Consider the following 610-nt stretch of genomic DNA (forward strand, 5'->3'; position numbering starts at 1 on the left):
ACCCGGAGGCGTTCTGGCGCGCGGCGGCCGGGGCGCTCGACTGGTCGCGCGCGCCCGAGCAGATCTTCGCGCCGGATACCGGGCCCTACGGCCGCTGGTTCCCGGACGGGACGCTCAACGCCTGCCACAACGCGGTGGACCGCCACGCCGACGGGGCGCGAGCCGAGCAGGCGGCGATCCTGTACGATTCCCCTGTCACCGGGACCAAGCGCAGCATCAGCTACCGGGAGTTGCGCGATGCGGTGGCGGCGCTCGCCGCCGTGCTGGCCGATCTCGGCGTCGGCAAGGGCGACCGGGTGATCCTGTACATGCCGATGGTGCCCGAGGCCCTGTTCGGCATGCTGGCCTGCGCCCGGCTGGGCGCCGTCCACTCGGTGGTGTTCGGCGGCTTCGCGGCGAACGAATTGGCGGTGCGGATCGAGGATGCGGCCCCGAAGGTGGTGCTGGCGGCCTCCTGCGGCCTGGAGCCGAACCGGGTGGTCGCCTACAAGCCGCTGTTGGACCTCGCGATCGCCACCTCCCGGCACAAGCCCGAGGCCTGCCTGATCCTGCAGCGACCCCAATGCGCCGCGACGCTCGTCGCGGGCCGCGACCACGATTGGGCCGAGGC

At 73.0% G+C, this 610-nt stretch carries 1 protein-coding gene; it reads left to right on the forward strand.

The annotated features are described in order from the left end of the window. Positions 1-610: AMP-binding protein (locus FV228_RS32000; protein WP_147857992.1), on the forward strand; the 610-nt coding region annotated here is incomplete at both ends.

The organism is Methylobacterium sp. WL18, from assembly GCF_008040015.1.
Classification (GTDB): domain Bacteria; phylum Pseudomonadota; class Alphaproteobacteria; order Rhizobiales; family Beijerinckiaceae; genus Methylobacterium; species Methylobacterium mesophilicum.